Annotated in this window: 22 protein-coding genes; 6 read left to right on the top strand and 16 right to left on the bottom strand. The window is 49.8% G+C overall.

Annotation, left to right across the window (positions count from 1 at the left end; genetic code table 11):
* Nucleotide 1 precedes the first annotated feature (1 nt).
* On the bottom strand, nucleotides 2-3,358 hold the full coding sequence (recC, locus tag F608_RS0101405; RefSeq protein WP_022663820.1) for an exodeoxyribonuclease V subunit gamma: 3,357 nt from the start codon (nucleotides 3,356-3,358) through the stop codon (nucleotides 2-4).
* 222 nt (nucleotides 3,359-3,580) lie between these two features.
* Between recC and F608_RS0101410 the strand changes: the two genes are divergently transcribed.
* Nucleotides 3,581-4,924 carry a DUF4139 domain-containing protein gene (locus tag F608_RS0101410; RefSeq protein WP_022663821.1) on the top strand — a complete coding sequence of 448 codons (1,344 nt, stop codon included), beginning with the start codon at nucleotides 3,581-3,583 and terminating at the stop codon, nucleotides 4,922-4,924.
* Nucleotides 4,912-6,105, top strand: a complete 1,194-nt coding sequence (locus F608_RS0101415; protein WP_022663822.1) for a hypothetical protein — start codon at nucleotides 4,912-4,914, stop codon at nucleotides 6,103-6,105. The genes F608_RS0101410 and F608_RS0101415 overlap by 13 nt, the downstream gene beginning before the upstream one ends.
* A 57-nt stretch (nucleotides 6,106-6,162) precedes the next feature.
* On the opposite strand, the gene F608_RS0101420 is transcribed toward F608_RS0101415, so the two are convergent.
* Both F608_RS0101420 and F608_RS30365 read right to left on the bottom strand, forming a co-directional pair.
* A complete protein-coding gene (locus F608_RS0101420) occupies nucleotides 6,163-6,501 on the bottom strand; it encodes a c-type cytochrome (protein ID WP_244154224.1) in 339 nt (112 codons plus the stop codon).
* Nucleotides 6,502-6,728: 227 nt separating this feature from the next.
* Nucleotides 6,729-8,474 (bottom strand): DUF3373 family protein, encoded by a 1,746-nt coding sequence (locus F608_RS30365; protein ID WP_022663824.1) that lies wholly within the window; start codon nucleotides 8,472-8,474, stop codon nucleotides 6,729-6,731.
* 592 nt (nucleotides 8,475-9,066) lie between these two features.
* Here F608_RS30365 and F608_RS0101435 point away from each other — a divergent pair.
* Entirely contained in the window at nucleotides 9,067-10,434 is a 1,368-nt protein-coding gene (locus F608_RS0101435) for a sigma-54 interaction domain-containing protein (RefSeq protein ID WP_022663826.1), read from the top strand.
* Between the two features lie 54 nt (nucleotides 10,435-10,488).
* Here the strand turns inward: F608_RS0101435 and arfB are convergent, their stop codons facing one another.
* From arfB to F608_RS0101480, 9 genes are all read right to left on the bottom strand, one after another.
* A complete protein-coding gene (gene arfB, locus F608_RS0101440; protein ID WP_027362357.1) occupies nucleotides 10,489-10,908 on the bottom strand; it encodes an alternative ribosome rescue aminoacyl-tRNA hydrolase ArfB in 420 nt (139 codons plus the stop codon).
* A gap of 240 nt (nucleotides 10,909-11,148) precedes the next feature.
* Entirely contained in the window at nucleotides 11,149-12,108 is a 960-nt protein-coding gene (locus tag F608_RS0101445; protein ID WP_022663828.1) for a type 2 periplasmic-binding domain-containing protein, read from the bottom strand.
* A 204-nt stretch (nucleotides 12,109-12,312) separates the two neighbouring features.
* Entirely contained in the window at nucleotides 12,313-12,777 is a 465-nt protein-coding gene (locus F608_RS0101450; RefSeq protein ID WP_027362358.1) for a tautomerase family protein, read from the bottom strand.
* A 363-nt stretch (nucleotides 12,778-13,140) separates the two neighbouring features.
* A complete protein-coding gene (locus F608_RS0101455) occupies nucleotides 13,141-13,509 on the bottom strand; it encodes a hypothetical protein (RefSeq protein WP_208599509.1) in 369 nt (122 codons plus the stop codon).
* 100 nt (nucleotides 13,510-13,609) lie between these two features.
* On the bottom strand, nucleotides 13,610-13,900 hold the full coding sequence (locus F608_RS36450) for a YSC84-related protein (protein ID WP_161626803.1): 291 nt from the start codon (nucleotides 13,898-13,900) through the stop codon (nucleotides 13,610-13,612).
* 401 nt (nucleotides 13,901-14,301) lie between these two features.
* The gene (locus F608_RS0101465; protein WP_022663832.1) at nucleotides 14,302-15,237 is read right to left on the bottom strand and encodes a CvfB family protein; all 936 of its coding nucleotides are present in this window, start codon (nucleotides 15,235-15,237) and stop codon (nucleotides 14,302-14,304) included.
* Between the two features lie 121 nt (nucleotides 15,238-15,358).
* Complete coding sequence (locus F608_RS0101470) at nucleotides 15,359-16,885, bottom strand: 4Fe-4S binding protein (protein WP_022663833.1); 1,527 nt, start codon at nucleotides 16,883-16,885, stop codon at nucleotides 15,359-15,361.
* Nucleotides 16,886-16,890: 5 nt separating this feature from the next.
* Nucleotides 16,891-17,844: a DUF362 domain-containing protein gene (locus F608_RS0101475; RefSeq protein ID WP_022663834.1), complete on the bottom strand. Its 954-nt coding sequence runs from the start codon at nucleotides 17,842-17,844 to the stop codon at nucleotides 16,891-16,893.
* The gene (locus F608_RS0101480; protein WP_161626804.1) at nucleotides 17,837-18,208 is read right to left on the bottom strand and encodes a cache domain-containing protein; all 372 of its coding nucleotides are present in this window, start codon (nucleotides 18,206-18,208) and stop codon (nucleotides 17,837-17,839) included. The genes F608_RS0101475 and F608_RS0101480 overlap by 8 nt, the downstream gene beginning before the upstream one ends.
* Nucleotides 18,209-18,836: 628 nt before the next feature.
* Between F608_RS0101480 and F608_RS0101485 the strand changes: the two genes are divergently transcribed.
* Nucleotides 18,837-19,172: a 4a-hydroxytetrahydrobiopterin dehydratase gene (locus F608_RS0101485; protein WP_022663836.1), complete on the top strand. Its 336-nt coding sequence runs from the start codon at nucleotides 18,837-18,839 to the stop codon at nucleotides 19,170-19,172.
* A 327-nt stretch (nucleotides 19,173-19,499) separates the two neighbouring features.
* Here F608_RS0101485 and F608_RS0101490 read toward each other — a convergent pair whose 3' ends face one another.
* Entirely contained in the window at nucleotides 19,500-20,015 is a 516-nt protein-coding gene (locus F608_RS0101490; RefSeq protein WP_022663837.1) for a flavodoxin family protein, read from the bottom strand.
* Nucleotides 20,016-20,134: 119 nt separating this feature from the next.
* Nucleotides 20,135-20,770, bottom strand: coding sequence for an HAD family hydrolase (locus F608_RS30370; RefSeq protein WP_022663838.1), 636 nt, complete (start codon nucleotides 20,768-20,770; stop codon nucleotides 20,135-20,137).
* Nucleotides 20,771-21,594: 824 nt separating this feature from the next.
* On the opposite strand from F608_RS30370, the gene F608_RS0101510 reads away from it, so the two are divergent.
* Nucleotides 21,595-22,845, top strand: coding sequence for a three-Cys-motif partner protein TcmP (locus F608_RS0101510; protein WP_022663841.1), 1,251 nt, complete (start codon nucleotides 21,595-21,597; stop codon nucleotides 22,843-22,845).
* Between the two features lie 61 nt (nucleotides 22,846-22,906).
* Nucleotides 22,907-23,656, top strand: a complete 750-nt coding sequence (locus F608_RS0101515) for a DUF5131 family protein (RefSeq protein ID WP_022663842.1) — start codon at nucleotides 22,907-22,909, stop codon at nucleotides 23,654-23,656.
* Nucleotides 23,657-23,784: 128 nt separating this feature from the next.
* Here the strand turns inward: F608_RS0101515 and F608_RS0101520 are convergent, their stop codons facing one another.
* A complete protein-coding gene (locus tag F608_RS0101520) occupies nucleotides 23,785-24,210 on the bottom strand; it encodes a DUF3010 family protein (RefSeq protein ID WP_022663843.1) in 426 nt (141 codons plus the stop codon).
* A gap of 24 nt (nucleotides 24,211-24,234) precedes the next feature.
* Entirely contained in the window at nucleotides 24,235-24,783 is a 549-nt protein-coding gene (locus tag F608_RS0101525; RefSeq protein ID WP_022663844.1) for a hypothetical protein, read from the bottom strand.
* Between the last annotated feature and the right edge of the window lie 261 nt (nucleotides 24,784-25,044).

Here is a 25,044-nt window from a genome sequence, read left to right on the forward strand (position 1 = left end):
TTCAACCAAGGTTCAGGTTCTCCAGCAGGGGCTGAAACAAGGCTGTCGCCGTTTCAGGGATCTGGGACGCCACAAGGGTCTGGACACTATCAAAGGGATCATGATCCCCCAGGCAGAGGCGGACATAGGGATCGGTCCCGTCACCGGTCTGATGATAGGCGTTAAACCATGCCGACCGGGACCGGTAAAGGGCATGTTCCAGACTCTCGGGGTCATTGGCATATTTTTTTTCCTCCAGAGCCTTGACCAGGGAAAAACAGGTATTGCAGAAAAAGGGAAAAAATGATTCCCGGCCGGTCAGATAAAATCGGACCAGGTTTTCAAGGAGAGGTCCGGCCGTCTCTCCCATGGGTTTGATTGTACATACAATGACTTCTTTTTTCCCCTGGGGATCCCGGCCCACGGCCCGGGTCTCGGCAGGGTTCTGCCCGGGTTCCAGGGCCAGATTGAGGGCCAGGTGATGAATCCAGAAAGAGAGCAGCCTGGCCGGATTCAGGCGGCCGAATCCGGTCACAAAGCGAACGGTCTTTTCCCCGTCCGAATAAAGATCCGGAATCCGACCGGTCACCCGGATTCCCAGAAGATTCAAATCCACGGAAACCGGATCCATCCGAACTTTCGGGCCCAGGGAAGCGGCCGCTTCGGCCAGGGGCCTGACCTGGCCCAGGACATCCATAAACTCGGTTTTTCCCTTCCGGCCCAGGGGAAGGTCGCCCCGGGCCCTGAAAAAAGAATACAGCTCTTTTATCCCGGGATCGGCCGGGTCATACGTTTCCTCAAAAATCCCGGTTTCCAGGATACGGGACCCCAGAGAGAAACGCTCCAGACCCGATATTTGGAAGCTCTCCCGGTCCAGATCCGCTTCCCCGGGAATGGGAAGTTCAAGGCCCAGGCTCTGCCGGACAAAGATCTGGGCCGGGTTCCGGAAAAAACGGACCAGATCCTCCAGGGAAAGGGATTGGATCTTCCGGCCGGCCGGAAGATCCGGCTCCCCCTCCCCTCCCCTGTCCAGGAAGGGGACAGGACCTTTATCCGCCTGGCGGCCGGCCTGGGACCTGGCAATGGCGCAGAGTTCCCGGGAAAAGGAGAAGTATCCGGGATCCGAGTTAAAATAAACCGGGCTGAACCCGTGGAGGGGATGATCAAACCGGTATTGAAACCCATTGGGGAACTCAAAACTCTGGTCCATGACATCCATGAGTTCGCTGACCACCCCGGAACATGGAATGGGCGAGTTGTCCTTGATGTCCATGCCCGTATAGGTGATGATCAGCCTCTGCCGGGCCGACAGGACCGACTCCAGGAAAAGATACCGGTCTTCATCCCGGGCCTGCTTGTCCCCTTTTCTGGGAGACCTTGGGATCAGGTCGAACCCGGGTTCAAAACCGGATCTGGGAAAGGCCGATTCCCCCATGCCCATGAGGGCCACCACCTTAAAGGGAATGCTCCTCATGGGCATGAGATTGCAAAAGGTCATGCTCCCGGCCAGAAAACCGCCCTGGGCCGTCTGCCGGTCCAGCTTTCCCTCCAGGATCTCCCTGGCCGAATCAAACCCGATCTTTCTTTCGAACCCTGCCTCTTGGGCTTCCCGGGCAAACTCATCAATGGACCGAAGCAGAAAATCCATGTCCGGCTCATCCTCCGGGGCAGGCTCCATCATGGACAGGGCCGCGCCCCTGAAGCAGGAAGCCCATCCGGATACGGATCTTTTCCGGTCCAGGTCCCTTAAAAAATCAAAGAGGGTCTGTGCAAAATGGGCAAACCGCCCCAGGACATCCGCCTCCAGTCCTTCAAAAAATCGGGCGGGAACCGCTTTGCCCATGGGAACTTCCCCGGCCGCGGCATATCCCAGGAAGAGACGGTCAAATCCGAACATCCATGTGTTTTCGGCAAACCCGGCCCCGGTCAGGGACTTTCTATGCTCCCTGTCCAGTCCCCAGAGGATCCCGGCTTCCCCGGCTGCCGCCTCGATCACCATGACCTCCTGAACGCTTAAACTGAACTTTGCCGAAATAAGGTCCGACCGGAGCAGTTCCAGGACCCGGCTCTTTTCCAGCCGGGTCCTGTTCATGGCCAGAATCTTTAAAAACCCTTCGATGACCGGGGATTCAATCCTCTTTCTCCGGTCTGACAGGGAAAAGGGGATCCTTGCCCCTTCCCGGTCCGGCAGACTCAGGAAGACCGACTCGATATAGGGGGCATAGGCCTCCACGTCCGGCATCATCACGATCACCTCATGGGGAGAAAGATCCGGATCCCGGTCAAAGGCGTCCAGAAGAAGATCCTTGAGCACCTGGGCCTCCCTCATGGGAGAATGGCAGGCATGGACGGATACGGAAAGATCTTCCCCCCGGATTTTCACAGGCAGGACCGGCCCCCCGGGTTTCCGGGCCTCCAGGTGTAAAATGTCCGACTGGAGAACGGATAACATGGCCGGGTCCGGATCCGGTCCGGGATCTTCAAACAGATCCCCAAAGGGCTCATGATAGTCCAGTTCCTCCAGGCAGGCATGAAAATCCCTGCCGGTCCGGCCCAGGGAGGCCAGAAGGGGATTGCCGGCATCGGCATAGACCGGATCCGGATCATCCTCCTCAAGGATCCTCCGCCCGGCCTGTCTGGGGGTGGGGATGTCAAAGAAGAACTGGGAACTGGGGGTGAGCAGAAAAAGATAGATCTCCATGTGAAGGGCCGCCTTGGACAGCAGGGAGAGAAAGGATACAGGCAGGGCGGATATGCCGAACAGGCAGATCCTGGGCGGTATATCTCCTGTATTTACGGGACCGGCCGAGTTCATGAAATCATCCATCCGGGCGGCAAAATGGGGCCGGTTCCGGGTGATGCTGTTCCACAGGAATACCTGCCAGGTCTCCAGTTCACGGGTGGCCCGGTCTTTGGCAGGCCTGGGTTTTCCCGTCTTCTGCCAGTCCATGAGCATGTCCGGCCGGTAGACCTGGTAGTCGTCCAGGATCCTGGCGATCCTCCCGGACAATTGGAGCAGTTTCCTGCCCCCGGGATCATCCCGGGTATAATTTTTCAGGGTTGCCAGGCTCCCGTGGCCCGGATCATCCCATAGAAGATCCATGACAGACCAGATGAGGCTCTCTTCACTGACCCGGATCTCCGCGTCTGTCCCGCCCGGGTCCAGAAGCGCCTCCATAATTTGCCTGGGAAACCGGAAGGAAACATTGGCGCAGATTCCCAGGGTTGAGGCGATCTGCTGGGAGATCCACTGGCGCATTCCCCTGGACTGGATCCCGATCCACTCCTCTGCCATGGGATCTTCCGGCACATGGGCCAGAACCCGGCACAGGGCCTGGGCCAGATTTTCCATTTTATTGCTTTTGATGAGGTTGAGCAAACGATCTGCCTCTCTTCTTGTTAAACAATTGAACCCCGCTACTTTATCAGAGCCCGGGGTTTCTATCAAACCTGAAATAAACCACCCCGGGGAAACCGCATTTCAAACCGGCGCTGCCCTCCTAAACTAGTAATTCTCCATTATCTATTGCCCAAGCCTTGGCTTTTTTGTCCAGTATGATATTTTAACCCTGAACCCAATCCATTATCCGGAGATTCTTGTATGAAGACATTAAAATTCCTCCTGGTTCCGGCCCTGGCCCTTGTCCTGTTTCTTCCTTGTGCCCGGGCCAGAATCGATCTGACCACCCTGACCGATCAGGATCAGATCCAGACCACAATCTACAACGATGCCGACCTGACCCTGGTCAGGGACAGCCGGACCCTGAACTTCACCCGGGGACTGAACCTGATCCGGTTTTCCTGGGCCAACACCCGCATCGATCCCACCTCCCTGGCCCTGGAGATCCGGGATCCGGCTCTGCCGGTCCGGGTAAGGGAAATGAGCTTTCCCCCGGATGCCAGGGATCTGGGCATCTGGCATATCCAGGCGGATAAAGCCTGCCGGGCCGGGGTGGACATCACCTATTTCACCTCGGGAATTACATGGCAGGCCTCTTACACGGCCTTTTTATCCGGAGATGAAACCAGAATGAAGCTGGCCGGCTATATCCGGGTGGAGAATCAATCCGGGGAGGATTACCCCGACGCCCAGACCCGGGTGGTTGTGGGAAAAATCAACCTCCTGGACCGGATCGCCGACCTGGCCCAAAGGCCCTATCCCTACGGACGCCCGGAAAGGATCGGTTCCGACCTTGCAATCAGAAAAGCCTATGCCAAGGGAGTAAAAGTCCTGGAATCATCGCCTGTACCGGCGCTCATGGCCGATGCCCGGCCCAAGGAGATCCTGAAACAGGGGGTGTCCGAGTACTTTGTCTACACCATTGAGGGAAGGGAAACCATTTCCCACGGCTGGGCCAAGCGCCTGCTCTCCTTTAAGGCGGATCAGGTTCCTGTGGAAAATATCTTTCTCTACGACAAAAAAAGATACGGGGACCGGGTTATCCGGAAGCTCTTCTTTGCAAACGAATCCAAAGCCGGCCTGGGAACCGCACCCCTTCCCGCCGGAGAGGTGAAGGTCTTTAAAACCATGGGAAAACAGGGGGATTTGACTTTCCTTGGTTCCACCCGTACCAAGTATACCCCCATGGGCAGGACCTCGGAACTCCTGCTGGGGCCCTCTGCCCGGGTGACCGTCAAGCCTGTGGTCATGGGATTTGCCCGAAAGAACATCATATTCGATTCCAAGGCAAATATATCCGGGCTGGATGAAGTCAGGGAGATGGAGATCCGGATGGCCAATTTTTCCCATGGACCGGCCCGGGTGGAAATTGTCCGGAACCAGCCAAGCCCCCATTTTAAAGTGGACCGGGTTCAGGGTTCAGGAAAATTTGAAAAAATCGACCAGAACCGGTTCAGATTCCGGGCCGAACTGGCACCGGGCGCAAAGGAAACCATTCAATACAGATTAACCACCTTTACAGGAGAAAGAAGATGGCAGCAGTAAGTCTGATCGTATCCCCCAAGGCAGGATTTGGACGCCTGGCCTGGGCCCTGGGCCTGGCCCTGACCCTCCTGGCCCCGGACCTTTATGCCAGAACCAGTCTGGTTTCCCTGCCGGCCAGGACCGGGGTTTCCATCCGCCTGGACGGGCTGAACCCGGCCCTGGTCCAGGAAAAACGGGTATTAAGCCTTAAAAAGGGACTCAATAAAGTGGACTTTTCCTGGCAGAATGTATCCATTGACCCTTTTTCCATCCTTCTTGATCCCCGGGTGGAAAAAGACGGGAAACCGGCATGCACTCTGATGTCCGTCTCCTTTCCCCCCAATGAGTCCGCCCTGGTCTGGGAGATTCACAGCAAAGAGGACAGAGCCCAGCCCGTGGTCATCTCCTATCTGCTCTCGGGCATTGACAGCCTGGTCACCTACCAGGCCCTGGCAGATCCCGGGGAAAAATTCCTGCGCCTCCAGTCCTACCTGATTTTGAGAAATTTTTCCGGAGAGGATTTTGACCCGGCCGCGGTCTGGCTGAACCCGGCAAGCTCTTTTTCCGTCCAATCCAGGAATCTTGAAACCCGGAAAATCCTCTGGTTTGACAAAAAGAAGATCCCCGTCACCAAGGTGTATACCTGGGATTCCGCCATCATGCCCCATGACCCGGAAAAAGAAGAGACTGCCGTGGGAATCCCCACGGGCTACCGGATCAGGAACACCTCCGGGAAAGGCCTGGGCTTTGCCGATCTTTCCCGGGGAAAGACCAGGATCTTCACTGAAGACCGCCAGGATACCTTCATCTTTTCCGGAGAGGACCGGGTCCGGTTCATCCCCAGGGGAGATGAGGTCCTTGTTGAAACCGGAAAAAGCCGGGACATCCTGGTGACCAAGCTTCGGATGGATACCCAGAGGACCCGTATCCGGCGGAACAAAAAGGGAAAGATCCAGATCTACGACGAGATCATAAAAGACAGGTACTCATTGGAAAACACCAAGGACCGGGCCGTTACCCTGACCCTGAAAGAACATCTCCCGGGAGAGTGGGAGCCCGTGAAAATGGATCTGGATTATATAAAAGAAGACTCTCAGACCCTGGTCTTTGAAATCCCGCTCAACCCCAGGGAGAAAAAGAGCCTGGACCTGGAGTACAGGGTCCGGAACATCGTGACGGGAAGGCTTGCCTCCTCCCCTTAAGATATGAACCCTGGCCGGCCCCTTGTTCCGGAGGCGGCCAGGGACTTGGAACCCTGTTTATTTACACTTGGCCGGTGTGGGTGAATCAAATGCATACTTGTGAAGATAGGCAAAGATATTGTTGAGATCATCTTCCGACAATTTTGCCCATTCATCCTTGCATTCGAATTTCTCGTAGGTCTTGGGTGTAAAGGTCTTTTCCCACTGGGCCTGGGTCTTGGAGTCCGGGCTCAGGGACACGGCAGTACCGCTGTCGTTGTGACAGGAACGGCAGGTCTTTCTATAGGTGTATTTTCCCTTGCGGTGATTTCCCTTGCCCTTGGAAAAGGCAGAGGCGGAAAGCCCCAGGATCAGGCCAAGGGATACGAACAGAACAATCATTTTTTTTACCATCATGAATTCCTTTCTCATTTTAAAATTAATGCAGGGCGGTCAGCCGGCCGGCAAAATTGTCATTCTTTTTTTAACTTTACATCCACTATCTTTCACTCTATCTCCCGGCCGTCAGCAAGGTGCCAGATGCAAGGCGCCAAGAAGTGACGACTGAGGCGTCTCCGTCATACTCCCCAGGGAGGAACGACCGAAGGCAACGAAGCAGGTGGCGCCTTGCTGGCGGATCAGGGCTACATCCTGAAGTTTACGGACAGGTAGAGGTTCCATACCTTATCCACAACCGGGAACAGGGTATCCATGGCCGAGGCATCGGAGATCTCCACCGGGGCTCCCAGAGGATTCCCGCTTCCCGTATACTTATAATCATAGTACCGGCCGCCCAGGGTTACGAAGAAGTTGTCGTCAAACACCGGTTGAATATAATAGGCTTCCCAGACCTGGCCCCGGGCCGCCAGTTTGCTGTCCACAAGGGAATCTTCCGCACCGGTGAAGTTGAACCAGTACTTGGATCCCCAGTTGTATTCAATGCCCAGCCTGGCGTCAAAGGGCATGGGGAAGACAGCGCCTGTGTAGATACTGTACCCGTCGCGGCTCTGGAGATCCCCGTTGGAACTCAAAAGGCCCTGTCCCAGCAGGCCGTAGAATGGATGGGAAGAGACCCTGTCCGGATCGGTATGACTCCATGCCAGGGAGAAGAATACGTCGATATCCTTGTCAAACTGCTCCATGAAATTGTGCTTGACCAGGAAGGTGGCCGCACTCCAGTCTCCCAGGTTGGTGACCGGCTCGAGGCGGCTGACAAAGGCACCTGAGTTCCGCTCAAATGTGTAGTTCCCATAAGTTGCAGAGAGAGGATCATTATCCACTGAGATGGTAAACGGCATCACGGTCTGCCCGGTAAACCCGTCTGTGACGTCAACGGCATAGGCAAAGTTCAGAACCGCGCTGGTGATATCATCATCGTACAGATCGGCGATAAAGCCGAACATGTGAACATCATCCACCTGGGAGTTGTTGTTGAATGAGCTGGAGTTGCCCCATCCCCCCTCGAACCCGACTCCGTAGCAGAGCTTGAACGCCGCCCCGGGGATGCCGGTCATCTCTTCCAGGCCAAAGCTTAAAGAAGCCCCGTCAAACTGCCAGTTGATGATATGGGCCAGGGGAGAGCCGCCCACCAGACTGTACTGGCTGTACTCCAGGGGAGGCCCTTCCGTGGAAGGTCTGCGCCCCAGGGAAAAATTATAGGGAATCTCCCCGATGCTGTTCCTGTAGTTGAAATAGGCCCGCTCCAGGTTGAGGCCGTCCCCGCTGGGAAGACTGGAGGTGGTCCCGTCCAGGCCGATGTCGGACATGCTGCCCTGGTTGAACTGCACTTCAGCACTGTCGCCCCAGACCTTGTAAGCGGCGATGCGGCCGGCAAAGGCCAGCTGATTGTTGAGCTTGGCCTTCATGTTGATGCGGAACCGGTTGGTGTAGATGATATCGTTGTCAATATCGTTCTCTTCCGGATCCGGTACCATGTTGTTCTGGGCCATCATTGCAATCAGGGCCTGAATCTGGGCTGCGGTTGCATTGTTAAAACCTCCCAGGGCTGGATTACCGGCATTATAGTCTGTAAAGAAACCGTTCATCATGGAATCCGGCGCGGTCAGCAGGTCCCCGTAATGGATGGAATCCCCCCGGCTTCTGAGTTCCACGCCCAGGGTAAGCTTGTCAGTGGCCGTGTGGAGTTCCGCCTGGTTGAGGCGGTCGTCCATCTCCTTGATCTCCTCATCTTTTTCCGCCCGCGCTTCCTCCATGTCCGCCAGCTTTTTCTGAACCGTCTGAACCATCTCGGTCAGCTGGCGCAGCTGCTCTTTCAGGGCATCCACTTCTGCATCCGCCCAGAGCGCTCCCGGGGAAATCATCCCCCATAAGAACAGGCTGCCCACCATAAGAATGAAAAGCCTTTTAAAATCCTTTCTGTCTTTTTTCATCCACCTCTCCTTTTTTTCATCTGATTTTCCTTTTCCGGATTGATCCGGGTGTCTGCCTTTACACCGTAGAACAAAGGGACTTAGAAAAGCCCTACGGCCGACCACGTTCTGGCAAAAATCTGGAAGGATTCAGGTCCGGGACGTCCAGGGCTGGAAAAGAATAAAGAGTACAGCGCCTTGACAACTCAGGATATGGAATTTTCGCAGAAAGAAAAATATGACGATAAAACAGCTCTTCACTCAGGTTTCTTTTGATTGAAGCGAAGTATACCAGTCTTTTAGCTGTTTTTTCAATAATTTTCTGAATCGATTCCATCCCATCCGATAAAATTCCCATATTTTTCATGCCAAATTGAAGCCGAATCAACAAACATCCCCTTTCAAAACCGAGTAAACAGAGTCTTCTCCTCTGTTTGAGCAAGATGTATGCCCGGAAAAAAAGGCGTCATAATCGGTTGAAATTCCAATGAAATCCGGCAGCTGCTCCTGTTTTTTCATTATTTTATAGAAAAAATTTTGATAAATACTTAACATGTGTTAAGTTAACAGGTGTTAAAAACCAATTTCAACCCAAGGGCGGATATAGCGTAAGATGGATATTTCAAAACATTGGAAAAGAATCGTTGATACCCTGCTGGACGGAATCCTTGTCGTAGATACAGGGGGAACCATCCTGTCCACGAATCCTTCCGCAGAAAGACTCACCGGCTATTCAAAAGAAGAGCTGGAAGGGAATTCCTGCCGCATCCTCAACTGCACCGGCTGCAAGATCATCGGAAAGGGAAAAGGAAAAGACTATTGCAAACTCTTTTCCGTGGGCCGGTCAAAGATCAAGAAATGCATGATCACAAACAAGGACAACCACTCGGTTCATATTCTGAAGAGTGCCAGGGTCCTGGAGAATAAAGAGGGAGAGGTTATCGGTGCCGTTGAAATCCTGACCGATATGACCGCCGTGGTCAGGAAACAGCAGGAGATCGAGGCCCTGAAAAAAATCTACCACCTGGATGAGGGATTCAGCGGAATCCTGGGAAAAACCCCGGCCATGGAACGCCTCTTTCAATTGATCCAGGATGTGTCCCAATCCGATGTCCCGGTTCTGATCCAGGGGGAAAGCGGAACCGGCAAGGAACTGGTGGCCATGGCCATTCATAAAAACAGCCCCCGCAAGGACGGCCCCTTTATCAAGGTCAACTGCGCAGCCCTCAATGAAAGCCTGCTGGAAAGCGAGCTGTTCGGCCATGTCAAAGGCTCTTTTACCGGTGCGGACCGGGACCGCATCGGCCGGTTTGAGGCGGCCAGCGGCGGCACCATTTTTTTGGATGAGATCGGGGACATCCCCTTGTCCACCCAGGTGAAGCTTCTCCGGGTCCTGGAGGAAAAAGAGATCGAAAGGGTGGGGGATCACAGACCCTTTCCCGTGGATGTGCGGATCGTGTCCGCCACCAACAGAGACCTGGAAACCCTGATCCAGAAAGGGGAGTTCCGCAAGGATCTTTTCTTCAGGATCAGCGTATTTCCCCTTCACTGCCCTTCCCTGGCCAGGCGGAAGGATGACATCCCCCTGATCATTAAAAATTTTATTCAACAGAACTGCACCACCAGCCAGAAGGATATTTCAGGACTTTCCTCGGAGGCCATGGAATGCCTCGTGAACTATGACTGGCCCGGAAATGTCCGCGAATTGAGAAACACCATTGAATACGCCTTTGTCCTCTGCCCGGGCGGCAGGATCGAAGCCGGACATATCCCCCAGAAAATCGCGGAAAACCATCCGGATGACGGTGGGGAGTCTATCTCCCTGGCCGGCATGAACGGCACCGAACGGGAGGATCTCCTGCGCCTGCTCAGAAAGACCCGGGGGAACCAGTCCCAGGCTGCCCGGATCATGGGCATCAGCCGGGTGACCCTGTGGAAGAGGATTAAGAAGCATAAGATAAGAATACCCGAGGATATCTAGTATTTTAAAATAGCGCGAAGCATCCTCAATTGTTAATTCTTCATTATCAATTGTTCATTGCTCTCGATCCACCCTGCCCCGAAGTTTTTTGACCCGGCTGTGTTTTGTCTTGGAATCCATCCGCTTCTTTTTTGCCGCCCGGCTGGGGCGGGTGGGCTTTCTTTTCTTTTTTTTGCTTCCTGATTTTACAATCAGGGTTCTGAGGCGCTCCAGGGCGTCTTCCCTGTTCTTTTCCAGACTGCGGAAGCGGCGGGCCTTGATCACAACCGTGCCCTCCCCGGATATCCTATGATCCCTCATGGCCAGGAGCCCTTCCTTGACCTTTTCGGGCAGGCTGGAGCCCCTGATGTCGAACCGCAGGTGTACGGCCGTGGACACCTTGTTCACGTTCTGCCCCCCGGGCCCGGCAGCCCGGACCGCCTCTATCCGGATCTCCTTGTCCGGTATGCTCAGTCGTTCCGATATGATAAACATGGTCAATCCGGTTCTTCTTTTATTAAAACTCCGGCTTCCCGCCGGTTCTGACAGCTCTCCCAAGGATTCCCCGGCTGAACCGAGAATCTGATCCTGCCCCCTGACATACCATATTTCCCCTTAAAATTTCACTAGATTTCCGATCCCCCTCCCATCCGGGGATCTCCGGCATGATCCAGGAGCATGCCTTTGATTTTCTAAAGGAAGACTTTTTGAGAAGCGGAGTAGAGACAGCTTCCTTTAGTATTCCCCGGGCGGGGAATCATTATCCCCCTGGACCGAATCGGGTGTGGAGGAGATATAGAGTTCAACTCCGTTTTCCACATCAGACTCTTCCAGGTTAAATCTTACGCTTTCATATTCAACCCCGGGTTTTTCAGCGGTTACCTCGCAGGTCTGATCCAGGGGAAGATTGAGCCATGTCACGCCGCCATCCACGGATGTCGCATCATAGGAGGGATCCGGCTGAACCGCCTCATTAAAATAAATGGGCCCGATGCCCCCCTGGAGTTCCGGGGTTAAAACGGCAATGGCCCCCGGATCCCCGTGGGGAAGACGGTCGTCATGCATGGAGGCCCATGATTTGCCCACGGTCACCACCAGGGCGTTCTCAAATACAAAATCAGGATACCCCAGGGCTTTCATCATGTCTTCAACGGCAGGCTTCATTACATAATAGTAATACTGGGGATCGATATACTGAATGGCCAGATCAAGATTGTCTTCGTCTGTCACGGTGATGACATTGGTTTTGGTCGTTACCCAGCCTTCTTTTTCATAGATAAAGGAAAACTCAAGATCCATGTCTTTGTATTTGATGATATACATTGTCCACCAGCCGGTTTCATCCGTCTGGATGTCCAGATTCCGGGTAAAGGGATATTCGGAAATCCAGACCCTGACGCCGGGAACCGTTGCATGGTAATCAATGTACTCAGGGGGATTCTGGGAAATGTCCAGGCCGAAATGATTGGTTTTGCCCATCAGCTTGACGATGCAGATCCTTTTCCCCCGGTTTTTTTTCTTTGATTTGTGCCTCCCCCTGTGATTTTTAATACCCCGGTGCATCCCTCTCCCGGATTCGGAATCCAGGTTATGGATCCGGTAATCGGTAAAATTCAAAACATTGGCCTGAACGCCGGAAACCAGAAACACCAGACAAAATAAAGGGGCTGCCAACCATACCATTGATTTTTTCATGTTCTTTTTTCCTTTCTAAGAGATCATTTCCCTGAACAGGAGTTATCCGATTCCAAAGATCTTATCGCATGACCGGTCCCGGGTTTCATGGATATCCACCCTCTCCAGGACCATACTTCATCCAGTATCAGACCAGACCTGCGGTGTAAAGGATTAAGGTCCTCTTTACAAGCCGGTTTGCCAAAGGACTATATTTTGAAGGTTTTACAGGACCCTCCGGATTTCAACGGCTCTTTTCTGCCTCTCTTTATCGGAAAGTTCCTTCCAGGGAGATTCAAAAAAGGCGTCAAAACTTTCCGGATGATCTTCCAATTGAAGATCCAGCCATGACATGGGATTAAAAAATCCGGAAGTATCCTCTTTTTCCGCAATCCTTGCCGCCGCTCTGACATGGTCCATCAAACTTTTCTTCTCTTCTTTTTTATCTTCCTCTTGTGAGGCAAAAGGATCGTATCCGGGTTCCTTGTAGAGGGTGGCCTGCCCGTTCATGATATCGGGTTCATATACCTTCTGGGTCCAGTCCCCGGGTTCAATCTCCTGGATGGCCAGGGATACGGATCTTTCCTTGCATCCTGTGACTTCAATGACATTTTCCACGATTTTCCGGGTCAGCTCCTGCTTTTCGGATTCCGACCGTCCCGGATAGAGCTTAACGATGATATGCGGCATCTCTATTTTCCTCAATTTAAAATATCCTGTGGATCTCCTGGCAGGCCGCTGGCCATTCATCCGGAAAAACCCGGCCCGCCTGTCGTTTATTATCCCATATTCTGAATAAGGGCAACCGGGAAAAACCATCAGGAAATCTGACCGATTTAAAAACAAATCTCTCACAATCCTGCGCTGTTATATTGGGAAAAATCAAATTGTAAAAATCCCTGAACTCAGGAATCCCAAAAGGTCGGATTCATACTGAACGATTCCCGTTTTAACGATTTTGAAGATCCTCCTTTTGCCATTGACGCTTTTCCCAATAAAAAAAGCAGGGACTGTCCTGCTTCTTTTATTCGATTCCTTATTGGAATTTATGTTTTATTTTTTGCCTTTCCCTTTGCCTTTGGTTTTGGTTTTTCCCTTATTCTTGTCCCGGGCTTTTCCTTTACCGGCGTATAGATCATCCCCTGATTTCAGATCCTGAAATTCTTTTGAGCCCGGTTTAATCCCCAGACTGCGGCCATAACTTCCCCAGCCTTTGTTTTTTTGGGATTTATACTTTTCAATGGCATTTTCGGAGGATTTGCCTGATATCTCCCCGCAACGCAAAACCATATAGGCATCTGCCGCACTTTTGGCCACACTCAAAACCGCATCTATCTTTTCATCGCCGATTTTAAATCTATTCGCAAGTCTTGCCCTGAATCCCGATGGATCTGCGTCAGCACGGATATTAAAGTTTTCCATCCAGCTAAAATCGCCTGCCGCTGCTGTGAATTGCGGCGAAAAAAGGAAACACCCCATTGCCATTAAAACCCATATCTTTTTAAAATTCATTATAACAATCCTATTCATGATTCATCTCTTTATCTTTCCAGTATTTTGTCCCCTGGACGGTTGCCTGGAGAGCCAGACCGTTTTTGGTGATCTGGTATAACCGGATGCCCGGCGCGATATCAATGGCAGACCCGGCACCCCCGCCTTTTGCCCCGGATTTGGCAACGGCATCGGCCTGTCCGCCGGCCTGCCAGCCCTTTTCGACAAACTCATTGAGGGCCTCATGGGTCGTAAAGATAAATATTCCCCGGAAATCTTTCACCCCGAGCCCCAGGCCGACGCCGGCCGAATACATTTTCATATAAACATCTTTACCGGTTGCATTATTATGGGCGATTCCCCACCCGCTTCCGGTGGATAACAAGAATAGATTAAACCCTGTATTGCTGAATACGGCATATCCTTTGGATTTTTTCAATTCCTGCCTGGAGACGGGATGAATTCGATACAATTCATTTAACGTGTCTCTTCTCATCCTCTGCACAGCCGCTTTTTTTTCTTCGAGGGTATTCCCCTTGGGCCCGAAACAACCCGCAATAAAAAAAAATCCCATAAGACCGATAAAAGCAGTTTTCCTGACCATGGTTTTCACCTCTGCTTATATTTTTTGAATTGACGAAATGGATTTGTCTTTGTTGAATATCATACCCCGGTCCGATCAAAAAAGAAATCAAAAACTCAGGGGGATGTATTTGCCGTCCCTTATTTCAGACGGATCCCCATGGCCTTGTCCAGGGTGATGCGGCCCTGCTTGTAGAGGCTGCCCACTGCCCTCTTGAACTCCTTTTTGCTCATGGAAAATGAGGCCTGGATCTCCTCCGGTCGGCTCTTGTCATGGCAGGGGCTGAAACCGCCGCAGGCCCTGAGGACCTCCAGGATCTTTTGGGCCGAGTCCTCCACCGAGGCATATCCCGGCTGTTTCAGGGTCAGGTCCACCTTTTTGTCCTCCCGGACCTTAAGGATGTATCCCCTGCATTGATCCCCGACGGACAGATCTTCAAAGGTCTCGTTCTTATAGAGCATCCCCGGGCAGATCCGGTTGATCAGGGCGGTATAGCCGATGGGGGTGATGCTGTGAATGATCAGATCCACGGCCTCCCCCGGGGCAAGGTCTTTGGCCTCCCCGGAGCAGAACTCCCTCATCAGGGTGGTTCCGTAGATCCGCTGGGTGGCTTTATCCAGACAGATCTTCACCAGATGGGTCTCCCCCGGCTCCATCCGGCCCTGCTGCTCGGAGCGGGGAACCAGGAGATCCTTTTCCAGGCCCCAGTCCATGAAAATGCCGAAGGGAGCCGTATCCTTGACCTCCAGGGCCACGATATCCCCCACCACACCGGCCGGTTCCAGGGTGGTGGCCACGGGCCGGTCCTCGGAATCGGTGTGGACAAAGACCCGGATCTTCTCCCCCACGGTTATGCCTTCCGGCACATATTTATTGGGCAGAAGCACCCGGTCCCGGCCAAAACTCAAATAGACCCCGTAATCGGAAAGATTCTCCACGGGCAGTTCCTGGAACTGCCCCACCACCGCCTCATGATCCTGGGCCAGAAAGGGATGGGACTGCCTGGATGAGGATCGTTTCTGACCTTTTTTGGGGGATTCCCCTGCTGATTTCCACGGGTCTGTTATCTCTGGCATCTGCGTTCCTTATATTATCTGTACCGGGCAATCATATCATATCCGGACCCGCACCGCCATATGGGCTGTTTCTTAGATTAAAAGATAGATTATTGTTTTTCTCTTTGATTCTTTTGCTCTTTTAAAAAGGAAAATCATTGCTGTGCTCCTCTACTTGTCTCGTGGAAGAGGCAGGCGGCACATATTTTTTTGCTTTCGAATGAACAATCTCAGGTCTTATTGTGATCGCCTTGGGCTGGGTGGGGCAAGCGCGCTCACAGGCACCGCAGCCGATGCAGAAATCAATGTTGATTTCCGGGAATAAGACAAGCCCCTTTTCCACTGGGAAAATCGCATGGGTGGGACAGACTTCACCACAGGCGCCGCAATGCTTCTTTTTCACATGCACGATACATCTGGTTTTATTTAAGGATACCGTGCCGATCCGGGTCAGTTTTTTTTCTTTCAACAAAAGGGGGGCAATGGCCCCGGTTGGGCAGACCTGGCCGCAGGCGTTGCAGTCGAAATCACAGTGGCCTTGCCGATAGTCGAGTTTGGGCTGCATGATGCCGCAACTGCCATATTCAAAATAGGCGGGTATCATAACATTGGTGGGGCAAACGCTCACGCAAAGATGACAGGCCGTGCAGCGTTGAACAAAATTGGAAAGATTCTTTGCCCCGGGCGGCATAACCGGGGTCTGTCCGGGCGTCATTGATTCAAGGGAGAATAATCGAACCGGAAGCGCCGCCGACAAAACCGTTCCTCCGGCCACGGCTGTGACAGCTAAAAAATTTCTTCTGGAAGGCGTCCACCGGCGGGATGGGATGGGAAATTGCACTTTATAATCCAGAGCATTTTTTCGGCAGGCATCCGTGCAATTAAAACAGGTCACACAACGGCTGTGGTCTATCTCCAATTTATCCATATCGATACACCCGGCTTTGCAGACCTCTTCGCACAATCCACAGGATCGGCAGTTTTCCCTGTCAATGACAAATCTAAACAAAGAAAACCGGGAAATCATGCCCAGAAAAGCCCCCACCGGACAGATGGTATTGCAGTATCCCCGTCCGGAGATAATTGAAAACGCCAGAACCAGGCCAAAGGATCCCATTGCTATTGTGAGAATGGAAAGGGGGATATGATGCTGCTTTTTAATTGCCAGGGCATAGACATCAAATTGTTCAGCGACTATGACAATCATGTTGTTGATCCAGAGAACCATTGTTTTGAACGGATGGACTGCGATTCTCCCAAAAAGAGTGTAGGGATCCAGCAGATTGACCAGGGCAAGCGATCCGAGAACAGCAAGGATAATTGTAAGAAAAAGCAAACCGTAGGAAACTGTGCGATACGGCCGTTGATAGGTGTGCTTTTTTCCACGGCTTCGGAAGATCCGGATACATATATCCTGAAGGATTCCCAAAGGACAAAGAAAGGAACAATAGAACCGGCCGAAGATAAGACCGGCCACCAGGAGAAATAAAAAACAGAGTCCTGCCAGACTGCCGGGGCTGTGTATAAACTGCAGCAGGGACGGTATGAATTGAAAAGAGACCAGGGTATCTGACAATGGGGTTGATATCGTTTCATCCCCGAGAAATCCCAGTAAAAACAAGATAAAAACAGCAAAGGAAATCGCAATACGGATCTTTTTGAGGTTCAATGCTTCTAACCACCCATTACATGTCTTTGGATGCTCAACTCATTCAGATTCATATTGCCGATATTTAATTCATGTCCCAACCGGATGTATCTGACCTTATCCGGTTCCATACCGTACACCTTGGAAGCCGCCGCATCCACAGCAACAATATCTTGGGATATCAGCAAAGTTTTTTCAAGGGCCACATGCTCCGTCGTGCTGCCCCCGGGACCGAAGCGTTTCATAACCCGGTAGGCATCCACAACATTCAGGTCAGGCGTCCTGAACAGGCAGAAGTCGGCAATGGATTGTTCCAGATCCAATTCATGATACTTCATTCTATCCCAGACAACGCCCATCAGGTTTTTCATGGCAATGGTCTGATAGGTGTAGGTATGATTTTTCAATATGGGAACATTAATAAATACATCGGCCTCCAGAACCAGTTCATGTACCTTGGTTGAAACCAGGGTTCTGGCACCGGATATATTTACTTTTTGATAGTATCTTTCATTGTCGCCGGGCGCCACAATCGCACCCGCTGATCTGGCAGCCTCTTCAATGCCGCTGGTCTTATAGCATTTTTTTGCGATGCCGTATGAGCTGAACCCCACATTATCAAAAACATAGACCTTTTTCGCCCCCGCCCCAAAACAGTGCTCCACAATGGATTTAACCAGCAACGGATTGGTGGTGGCACCGATTTCAGGCTTTCTGGGAAAGCTGATATTGGGTTTGACAAGCACGGTCTGGCCTTTTTTTACAAATTTTTCCATGCCGCCCATCATGGTGATGGCCTGGTGGAACATGGCATCGGGCTCACCATTTTTCACAGCCACAAGATCCGGTGCCTTGATCCTCTCAGTTCCGGCAAACAATATGTCCGGCGAACCCCGGAGCCATGAGGCACCTGCGACAACCCCTGCGGACAGACTCTTTTTCAGAAACTCACGTCTCTCCCTGCTGTCTGGTTTATTCATAGTAACCTGCACAAAAGATAGCATTTTCTCCGGGTATTTTAAGAAAATAGGTCTTTTTCAATTTGGGTACCTCCACTCCCTGGGGCCGATAATAGTATTCCACCCACCCCTTGTTCCGGGTATTAATCTCTTCAAGAACCTTTACAAAAGGCTGTTTCCCGTCTGCATCCTTATAATTTTTCATGGGAAAGCCGATGAATCTGGGGGCGATGGGGTGCGCCAACAATTTTCCCATCCCCTCTTCCATGCAAAAAACACAGGAATCCTTCCATTTATAAGGGCTGTTCTGATCCATAATTTTTTCCAGAGCAGGCTTGAACCCAATGTTTGTGACCAGTTGAGCCGCCTCCTCGACTTTGGCCACGCATTCCTCTTGGGTCGCCCCTTCTTGTGCAAAACAGGGATGCGCAAAATAAAAAATTACAAATATCGAAATCATCCAACCCAGTACTCTCGTGAATTGTTTCATAGAACAGTCCCTCCTTATAGGCTTATAGTGAGTGATATTTTTTTCATATCTCCTCCCAACTAAATCAGAACTAAAAATGAACTAAATGAAAGTACCTCGTTAAAATAGTGCCAGGGGATAGAATCCTGCCGGATGAGCATTTTAGAGTTCAGGAGAGAAAAAAGGGATAAATCCGAAGAGAGTCAAGAGCCGGCATAAAATCCAACCCGACAAAGGCGGATGCCCCAGGCCGATACCGTCACTCTGCATCCAGCATAACCCGGGCAAATTCCTGTAAAATCACTTTCTGTTTCCGTTCAACCCATATCACCATTCCAAAGTTTAAACAAGTACTTGCAGGGTTCTATTTTTCGCTCGAGGTTTCAAGACAAATGAGGTGAGCAATGTTGAGGAGGCACAAGTCTGGGTTTCAATAGTCCGACCCATTCATTGAATAAAATCAAATTTTTTGTGGCAGGATGACAGTACAGAAGGGGTGATTATATTATTCGCACAAACGAAATCTGATCCAACGGAGGTTTTTATGAATAATTTGATCACCCATAAATGTGTTCCCTGCGAAAAAGGCAGCCCTGTTGCAACAAAGGATGAAATAGAAGCCTATAAGCCCCAGGTTCCCGATTGGGATATAGTTGATATCGGTGGAAGTCAGGCCTTAAAGCGTGTGTTTCGTTTTAAAAATTTCAAAAAGGCCCTGGCCTTTGTCAACCAGGTGGGGGAACTGGCCGAAGCCGAATATCACCATCCTAGCCTTGTCCTGGACTGGGGCCGGGTGGAGGTTGTCTGGACAACCCACAAAATTAAAGGGCTCCATAAAAATGATTTTTCCATGGCCGTCAAAACGGACGCCCTGCTTTGATTTCAGCTACCCTTTTTCAAAGCCATAAAGGCGGACACTTCTATCGCCACTCCTCATGGTTTTGAATAGGATATATTTGACTTTAATTGAGTAAGGTGTCCTTTGAATTGTGCCGGTTTCAATCCTTGTTCTTCTGGAGGATGGTTTTAGGTGGACAGGCTGAAGGCTGAAGCCGTCCCTTTCGATCTTTGTTTTTTTGAATGAAAATCCTTTCCGCTCTTCTGCCCCGGTTCATGACATTTTACGCATGGTATAAAATGCTGCTTAAGCAACAACACTTTGTGAAATATTTGGTTCAGCCCTTCACGATCCGTGAAGGGCCCAAACCTATGCCAGGATCTTTTTTGCAAACGCCCTGGCGTTACCCTCGTCCTCTTCATTGGGGCGGCCGGTCATCTGCTTGACCATGTCGGCCCACTGCTCATCTGTCAGATTCATTTTCTTTTGTACCATTTCATGCAGGGATTCCGTCAGAAAACCCTGGCAGTCAAAACAGCCGAGATACTCGATCTCTTTTTCCCTGCATACTGTTTTTATGGGTTCTGCAAATCGATCCATGTCCTGTTCCGGATAGGCCGGGGCGAAATGGGTGATAAAACCGGCCATTTTTTGCCCCGGCCCGGACTGGATTTGATTTAAACATTCTTTTACCGGTGCCGCCAGACTGCCGGAATGCAGGGGGGAGCCGATAAAGATAAAGTCGTATCCCGCTGTATCCCCGGGGCTGACATCTTCCAGTTTTTTCAGTTCCGCTTCCTCAGATTCGGATGCTTGCTCATAGATCGCTTTGGCAATCTTTTTTGTGTTTCCGCTCTGACTGAAAAAGGTTACCAGCACTTTCATGATAAAATCTCCTTTTTAAAAATTAGCTTTTTCCCGTCCATATGACCGTCGGGGTTGTACTCACTATATGACCCGGGGGGCAAACATTCAGTAGCGTTTGTTACAATGGGCAATTATTGTTACGCCCCGGGAAACAGGTCCAGAAGATCGCCTGCCGCATGGGCTTGAAAATTTGAAGCCAGACCGCCGTTGCTGCCAAAACCATAGGTGCAGAAACAGGTCGCTGTCCCGGCGGCCCGGCCGGCCTTGATATCCGTATGATGATCGCCGATCATCACGGCCTGTCGGGCATCGGCACCCAGGGTTTCAAGGGCTTTTTGAACCGGCAGAGGATCTGGTTTTTTCCTCTCCAGGCTGTCACCGCCGATAATAACACCGAAGTGCCCCTGCAGCCCCAATCCGGAAAGAATTTCAATGGTCTGCCCATGGGGTTTATTGGTGACAACGCCCATACGCCGGGCAGGATGACTTTGCAGCAGGTCTTTAATACCCTCATAACAGCGGGTATTGTCCAACAGATGAAGGTCGTAAAGTTCCAGAAAGCGCAGGACATGTTCCGGCTTAAACAGATCATCTCCCAGGGCTCTTTGCACCAGAAGGGAGACTCCGTCTCCGACCATTGCGCCTGCCTGCTCCTGGGACAGGGCCGGAACATCCAGTTCAGCACGCAGCAGATTCAATGCCAGGGCCAGATCAGGCAGGGAATCAATCAGGGTTCCATCCAAATCGAACAACAAAACAGAAGGAGTTTTCATATCAGCTTGCCTTTTTTATCGCTGTTCTCAAAATAAGATTTCGATTCATGCCGGGAGGAGCAAAGATTTTGCGCTCATTCTCGAAAATCATCCATGATTTTCTCCGGGGAGGGATCCCTTCTCCAGCGGCTTCCTGCCGCCCGAAGGAATCCAATCCGCGAAACCCTTTGCTCCTCCCTGAGTCCGGGCTCAGTCCAAATGTAAGGTGAAAATAAAGTAACATACTTTTGAGAACCGTTATGATTCACCGGTGACAGAACAACTGCCAACATTTTCAACGCCATCGTACCCATCGGGCTAAATTGATTGATCAAAAACCGGCCGCAAATTAATCCTGGGCGGATCCCGAACGTTGAATTGTAAAAATTGAAATATGCGGCTTGCCCGTCAGCATTTTACCTGTTTGAATTAAGTATCATATCTCCCGAATTAGCGCATGCTCTTATTTTTCAGTTGGGGCACTCAGATCTACGATCATCTCTTACAGTTTTGAATAGGATAGAGTACCCGTTTTTACTTTTTAGGGGCTTAGGATGGTCATAGGCTATTAATAATAGTCTGTGCCTCCGAAATCATCATCTCAAGGGTTTCGATTTTAATATAGTCCTCAGTGATGATCTCAAAAATACTGTGACAAATCAGAACCGGCTCCCCATAAATTCTGGAGCTAAGATAATATAAGTAGTTTTGTATCTCAGAAAAATATTTATAATATTGCATTCTATTGAAATCTTTACTATTCTCGTCAAGACTGTTTTAAGATTATCTATCTTGTGATTCGTTCAATGAAGTTTTAGAATATCTTATTTTCAAGAGGAATTCAGATGGGAGATAAATACTCCTGGAGCGAAGATAATATTCCCGTAATTGACGTCCACAGCATTAAAAAACATAATGTTCTCAGAGAATATCTAAAGCAATATATATTAGTTGTTGGGGCTAACCCTCGAAGTGAGAAAATGAAAATCACATTTATAGATGGTTTTTCTGGAGGCGGAATCTATCAAAAGCCGGATGGGAATGTCTGCCATGGTTCTCCGTTGATTTTTTTGGAGGCATCCAGAGAAGCTGAGGCAGAATTAAACATATCTAAACATAAAGGTTTCAAGTTAGATGCACATTTTATTTTTCTTGATAAACAAGCACAATGTATCAACTTCCTGAAAAATTTACTTGAAAAAAAAGGCTATCATAATCAATTCAACAGAAGCATTTATTTCTATAATGGAGTGTTCGAGTTACACATCAATAATATCATAAAACATATCAAAAAAAGGAAAGGCACCGCAAATAGATGCATCTTTTTTCTTGATCAGTACGGATACTCTGATGTCCCTCTTTCTTCCATCCAGAAAATATTCTTAACGTTTAATAAAGCTGAGGTAATTTTAACGTTTTATGTTGACTACTTGATTGATTACTTATCCAACACACCACAGTGTCATCAGGTTCTTAAGAAAGCTGGGCTGACATTTGATCTTGATCAATTGGACGATATAAAAAAACAGAAAAAATGGAAAAGTGTTATCCAAAAACACTTGTATCAAAATATAATAAGCAAAAGTGGTGCAAGGTACTTAACGAATTTTTTTATAAAATCCAATGATAGCCATAAGTCATATTGGTTAATACATTTATCCATGCATCCAACCGCGAGAAATGAGATGCAAAAACTTCATTGGAAATTAAAGAACCATTTTTCCCACGAAGGAAAAGCAGGGTTATGGATGCTTGGCTACAATTCAGGGGTAGATGGTTTCGATCAACAACAAGATTTTCTTTTCACCGATATAGATGAAAAATTAAATCATAAAACACTTCTGGCGGAGATCCCACCGGAAATTCCAAAGGGTGGGATTCTCTTTGAACATTTTGTGTCGGCTCAGTGTAATTTTACACCATCAACTTCAGAAATGCTTAATAAAGCTATAGGTGAGCTATACGCCAATGGTGAGCTAAGGATTTTCACCAAAAACGGCAATCTCAAACGGCCCCACTCGCTCATTAACAAAGATGATCTCATAAAGCGGGAACCCCAAATGCTCTTGGACCTAAATTTCAAAAACCTTTTTTAAACCACCCCAGTCTGATATGTACGAAAAAAGGTATGAACAATTCTTATGATTAAGGTTCAACATGTCAGAAAGCTCTAAAATCGAATGGACCGAGTCCACATGGAATCCGCTTACAGGATGTTCAAAAGTAAGTCCAGGATGTGCCAACTGCTATGCTGAAAGGTTAGCAGTAAGACTAAAAGCTATGGGTAATCCGAACTACAAAAATAGCTTCCAACTTACGCTTCATGAGAACCAGCTTGAAGTGCCGCTAAGGTGGAAAAAACCCAGAATGATTTTTGTTAATTCTATGAGTGATCTTTTTCATGAGGATGTTCCTCTTGAATTCATAATAAAAGTGTTCGATATAATGGTGAGGTCTGATCAGCACTATTTTCAAGTCCTCACCAAAAGATCAACAATGCTGAATAAAATTGCGGACAGACTAACTTGGCCCCCCAATATATGGATGGGAGTTAGTGTCGAAAATTCGAATTACACCTACCGAATTGATAATTTGAGATCTACGTCAGCAGCAGTAAAATTTTTATCTTTCGAACCATTGTTGGGACCAATACCCGATATTGATCTTAATGGGATTGATTGGGTGATTGTCGGAGGTGAGTCAGGCCCTGGAGCCCGCAAGATGCAAAAGGAGTGGGTTATGGATATTAAAGAGCAATGCATTAATAAGAGCGTTCCCTTCTTTTTTAAACAGTGGGGTGGAGTAAATAAAAAGAAAGCTGGCAGATTACTTGATGGACAAATTTGGGATGAGATGCCAACCGCCTACGAACAACAAGGGGCTAACCAAACTCTTCAGTCCTATTAAACATTCTACGGTGCTATAATTCCCCTACCCTTAGAAGGCATAGGGGGTATCAAAATGGTGTTATGCCCTCGACCCCTTTTCCGAATCTTGTTATAGCAAAGCAGTCTTTTAAAGTTTTCTTTCTGACTTTATTTTAATGACAGTGCCGCAAATGCCGTCTCGTAGGCAGGGATTTGATACTTGAACAGCTTAACCTCGGGCTCAGGTAATTTTTTTTTTCTGAGCTTTGCGGCAATCGTGTTCGGGGATACCAGTCGGACCTCTACATTTTCACAAAGCTGTATCAGGCCTTCAAGTTTGAACGTGATCGGGCCACTGGCATATTTCCCTTTGGCTTTGGCGCTGCGTTTTTTGATCGCTATCCTGTCGATCTCCTGCCCGCTCACGAACTCATTGAATGATTTATGGAATGCGACCACGCTCTTAGCTGAGTCAGAGTCATCAAGCTCGAACTTCGAGGCACCGGCATCGACAACCTCAAAATCATCTGATGTCCCGTCGAGAATAACACATATTGCTGTCGATGAAGACAGCTCTATCCCACATACAATCAAAACCACCTCCGTTGTTGTACCTATTTATCCATAGGGCTTTCTCCCGGGGCTCTTTCGCTCATAGAACCCCCACCATTCAGGAGGATAGAGGCAGAACAGTTCTATGTCACCGTAGGCCTCCAGTCCGTTATAATCAGCAATCCAAATTTCGTCGAATCCGTATGATCGGAAATCGTCCTTGAGGCTTTCATCCAACTGATAGAGGTTCGTGACAGGGCAATCTACAAATTGAATCACGAGTATTGTGTTATCCGGCAAGGCCCAGTCAGGCTCAAGGCGCTTCTTTTCCTTTTTCTCGATCATTTGATAGAGCATCTCAACGGCACTTTCGCTATCCATAAAATCAATCCGTTCGAGAATGTACTGAGCCTGCGCAAGCACTGGATTTCTCATTACCCGGACCAATTCAACACCTACAGGCGTGCCGTCGGGACGATAGCAAATGAAATCAGGTCGCTCACATCTTCCGTGATTATAGGAGAGGTGTTCCTCAATGTTCTCTCTGTAGGCTTCAAGAAAAGAAAGCAGATCCCCTTCCTCGATCATCTTTTTGCCGAGTTCACGATCAGACACCTTCAGGCCTCCTGGTCTAAACCTGGATTTTTAGATTATATCGCTGAAACCTGTTCAACAAGCTTGTTAAGATCCTGCTGCGTCTGCGCAAGAACTTCATTGAAACACTCGGTGCAATAACACTTATGACCTAAGGTTCCTGGTATGCTTACTTCAACGCAATCAGTGCCTCCAGGAATTGCACCACCACACCTCTTGCACGTCCGCTTTTTCAAAGCGATCGCGAACTTGCATCCACCCGCACCTCCACCAATCAAAGAT

The organism is Desulfospira joergensenii DSM 10085 (genome assembly GCF_000420085.1).
In the GTDB taxonomy this organism is placed as follows: Bacteria; Desulfobacterota; Desulfobacteria; order Desulfobacterales; family Desulfobacteraceae; genus Desulfospira; species Desulfospira joergensenii.